We start from the raw sequence: 3,532 nt of genomic DNA, 5'->3' as shown, positions 1-3,532 counted from the left end.
CCCGGCGCCGCGCTCGCGTACGCGCTCACGTTCCTCGCCTCCGACTGCTACGCGGAGCTGTACGGCCGGCGCGCGACGCAGGTGGTCGTCAACGTCGCGTTCCTCGCGAACTTCCTCGTGTTAGCGCTGGTGTGGTCGACGCTCGCGGCGCCCGGTGTCGACCCCGAGGTGTCCGCCGCCTTCCAGGCGGCGCTCGGACCGGCGGCGAACATCGTCGCGGGCAGCCTGCTGGCGTACGTCGTGAGCCAGAACTGGGACGTGTTCGTGTTCCACGCGATCCGCGACCGCACGGGCGAGGGAATGCTGTGGCTCCGCAACATCGGCTCGACCGCCACGAGCCAAGCGATAGACACCGCCATCTTCGTCGGCGTCGCCTTCTACGCCGCCCCGCTCTTGCTCGGGGTCGGGCCGGTGTTCGACCCGCCGGCGCTGCTCGCGCTCGGACTGGGTCAGTACCTGCTGAAGCTCGCGATCGCCGTCCTCGACACGCCGGTCGTCTACCTGATCGTCGGCGCGGTCCGGAACTGACCGGCGCGCCCGCGTCCGGCCCGCTTCGCTCCGCTTTCCGCAGATCTCAGCCGACCGCCAGCGCCCGCGCCGCCCGGTCGGGGAGGTCGACCGGGACCTGCTCGAAGGAGCCGCCGGCGTCGCGGGTGACGAACAGTCCGCGGTTCGAGAGCGCCCAGATCTCCCCCGCGCTCCGGCCCGGCGCCAACACCGCCCGGTAGGTGCCGTCCCCCGTCGGGAACCCGCGGTCGTCGAGGCGACCAAATCCGTCGTTGCGACGGTAGCGGTACAGGTGCGCCTCGCCGCGGCGGTGGGCGGCCGTCGCGTTCGCGGCCGCGCTGACCAAGGCGGTGTCGGGGTCCCCGGGGTCGACCGCGAGCCCCCAGACGTAGCCGTGGTCGAGGCCGGCGTCGCGGACGCGCCACGAGTCGCCGCGGTCGTCGCTCTCGGCGAAGCCGTCGCCGGCGGCGGCGTAGACGCGGTCGGGGGCGTCCGGGTGCGTCGCCATCGCGTGGGTGTCGCGGCGCGACCCCGGCGGGCGGTCGGTCCACGTCGCGCCGCCGTCGGCCGTCACGGCGAGCGCACCCGCCTCGATCCCGAGGAGCCAGCGGTCCGGATCGGCGGGACAGGGTTCGATCCACCGGACGTGGTGCGTGTCGGGTCGTGGCGGGAACGACCACTCGGACGCCGAGGGCAGGTCGGTCAGCCCGCCGACCAGTGCCGCCGTCTCGCCGCCGTCGACGGAGCGGTACGCGCGCGAGGGCTCCGTGCCGATCCAGACGACCGAGGGGTCGTGCGGGCTCGTCGCGACCGCGGTGACCGCGTCCGGGCCGGACCCCTCGGGACCGAGCGTCGACGCGGCCGCGCCCGCGAACCGCTCGCCGCCGTCGACGGAGCGGAACAGCCCCGCGTCGAAGGTCCCGGCGAGGACGCGCGGACCGCGGGTTCCGGCTCCCGCCGCGCCGTCGCCGGGGTCCGCGACGGAGAGACAGTCGACGCGCTGGCCGGAGAGGCGAGTCTCGACCGCGCCGGTCGCGGGGTCGACGATCCGGAGCCCGTCGTCGTACGCCGCGTAGACGCGCATGGTTCGACGTTCGTCGGGAGGGCTCAAAAGCGTACGCCGGTCGCCGAGAGGAACGAGTCGCCTAGGGAGGGCGAGAGTCGTCGTCGGAACCGGGCGCCGGCGCGCCGCGAACCGGGTCCGCGAGCGCAAGAGACTTACCGCCGCCACCCGTGTGAACTGTACGCATGGATCTTCGCGTTCAGGGGGACGTTCCTCCCGACCCGTTTCTCGGCGCCGCGGACCTCTTCGAAACCGAGCGCTCCGTGGAGGCGCCGGTCCGCGTCGTGGTCCGCGAGGACCCCGACGAGCGGACGTGGGCCGGCCACTACGACGACCACCACGTCCTGAACGTCTCCCGGCGGGCCGCCACGAGCGCGATGGCGCGCGAACTGGCGATCCACGAGCTCGCGCACATGGCCCGGTACGAGGAGGGACACCCCTCGCACCTTCAGTCCACGGAAGAGGCGTTGTACCTCGGTCTCTCCGGTGAGAAGGTCGAGCGCCGCAAGCTCGCGCACTGCTACCAGATCGCGAACCACATGAAAGACATCTACGCCGACGACATCACGCTCTCGGTGGCGCCCGCGAACAAGCTCCTCGGCTTCCTCGAATCGACGCTGGCGGCCGCGGTCGCGGACCGCCCCGACGTGTCTCGTACCGGTTCACCGCCGGTGACGGCGGGCGCCGACCCGGAGATCACCGCCGTCAACGCTGCGTTCGCGCTCGCCCTCGTGGAGCGACACGACATCGCTGGTCCCGACCACCGCATCTACGACCTCGCGCGCGCGGCCGGCAGCGACACCGACGCCGTCGACGTGGACGCGTTCAAAGCACGGTTCCTCGACCTCGGTCACGACCCCTCGGAGAGCGACTACCGGAAGGCGCTCGTCGCGGCCGCCCGCGCCTACGCCGTTTGAAAGCCGAGGAGGCGTGGGGCTGTGGTGCGGCAGGGGGTTTGGCGGTGGTCTTCGCCGCTTCGGTGATGGCTGTTTATAAGTGAACGGCTGGATATTCTGACGTTCGTACTGACAATCGCGGTCAGCTACCCACAGACAATCGCATCGAACTCCGAAGATGTCGTAGTCCGCGACTATTCCGCGTCGTTCCGAGCGGGCCCGCCCTCGCCGTCCGTCTCCGCCGCCTCGGTCTCGTCGGTCAAGTCGGTGGCCTCGACCGGGGCGCTCGAGTCCGCCGCCCCCGCGTCGCCGTCGAGGACCGTCACGCGCGCGGACATGATGCGGGTGTTGTCGACGCGCTCGATACGGATCCGGATCTCGTCGAACTCGATCTCTTCGCCCTCCTCGACGAGGCGCCCGGCGCGGTTGAACACGAAGCCCGCGAGCGTCTCGAACTCCTCGCCCTCCGGGAGATCGATCCCGAGGATCTCGTTGACCTCGTCGATGTTCACCTCGCCCTGGACGACCGCGACGTTGTCGTCGACGAACTCCACCGGCGCCTCCTCGTCGCCCTCGAGGATCTCGCCGACGATCTCCTCGACCATGTCCTCTAAGGTGATGATCCCCTCCGTGGTGCCGAACTCGTCGATGACCGTCACCATCTGGAGGCGGTTCTCCTGCATCTCCGCGAGCAGCTCGTCCGCGTTCTTCGACTCCGGGACGTGGAGCGTGGGCTTGACGACGCGCTCGAGGGAGGGCTGGCCCTCGGAGTAGCGCAGTTCGCGGACCAGATCGCGCACCGTCACCACGCCGATGATGTTGTCGAGGTTCCCCTCGTAGACGGGGACGCGCTCGTGGTCGGCCTGGATACACGTCTCGATCGCCTCCTCGACGGAGTCCTCCTTCGCGACCGCGGTGACGTCGAGCCGCGGCGTCATCACCTCCTTGGCGATGGTGTTGTTGAACCGGAAGATGCGGTCGAGCATCTCCCGCTCCTCCTCCTCGATGACGCCCTCGCGCTCGCCCGTCTCGATGATGTCCTGGATCTCGTCGCGGGTGACGTACG

4 protein-coding genes are annotated in these 3,532 nt (G+C 70.8%); 2 read left to right on the top strand and 2 right to left on the bottom strand.

Translation table 11 applies throughout. The features are described from left to right. On the top strand, positions 1 to 528 hold a 528-nt coding region (locus B9G38_RS15325; RefSeq protein WP_086220951.1), incomplete at its 5' end, for a queuosine precursor transporter. Between the two features lie 46 nt (positions 529 to 574). On the opposite strand, the gene B9G38_RS15320 is transcribed toward B9G38_RS15325, so the two are convergent. After that, positions 575 to 1,591, bottom strand: a complete 1,017-nt coding sequence (locus B9G38_RS15320) for a hypothetical protein (RefSeq protein ID WP_086220950.1) — start codon at positions 1,589 to 1,591, stop codon at positions 575 to 577. 164 nt (positions 1,592 to 1,755) lie between these two features. Here B9G38_RS15320 and B9G38_RS15315 point away from each other — a divergent pair, with 164 nt between their 5' ends. After that, positions 1,756 to 2,487, top strand: coding sequence for a DUF5781 family protein (locus B9G38_RS15315; RefSeq protein WP_086215909.1), 732 nt, complete (start codon positions 1,756 to 1,758; stop codon positions 2,485 to 2,487). Between the two features lie 173 nt (positions 2,488 to 2,660). Here the strand turns inward: B9G38_RS15315 and B9G38_RS15310 are convergent. After that, positions 2,661 to 3,532, bottom strand: an 872-nt coding sequence (locus B9G38_RS15310; protein WP_143415514.1) for a hemolysin family protein, incomplete at its 5' end; no start/stop codon positions are given.

It is taken from the genome of Halorubrum sp. SD612 (genome assembly GCF_002135005.1).
The sequence above is the reverse complement of the archived record's forward strand: the minus strand, read 5'-3'. Positions and strand labels throughout refer to the sequence as shown.

Excerpts from the sequence above, each read along its gene's own strand:
- B9G38_RS15315 (WP_086215909.1), top strand. The coding sequence starts at position 1,756 with ATGGATCTTCGCGTTCAGGGGGACGTTCCTCCCGACCCGTTTCTCGGC.
- B9G38_RS15320 (WP_086220950.1), bottom strand. The coding sequence starts at position 1,591 with ATGCGCGTCTACGCGGCGTACGACGACGGGCTCCGGATCGTCGACCCC.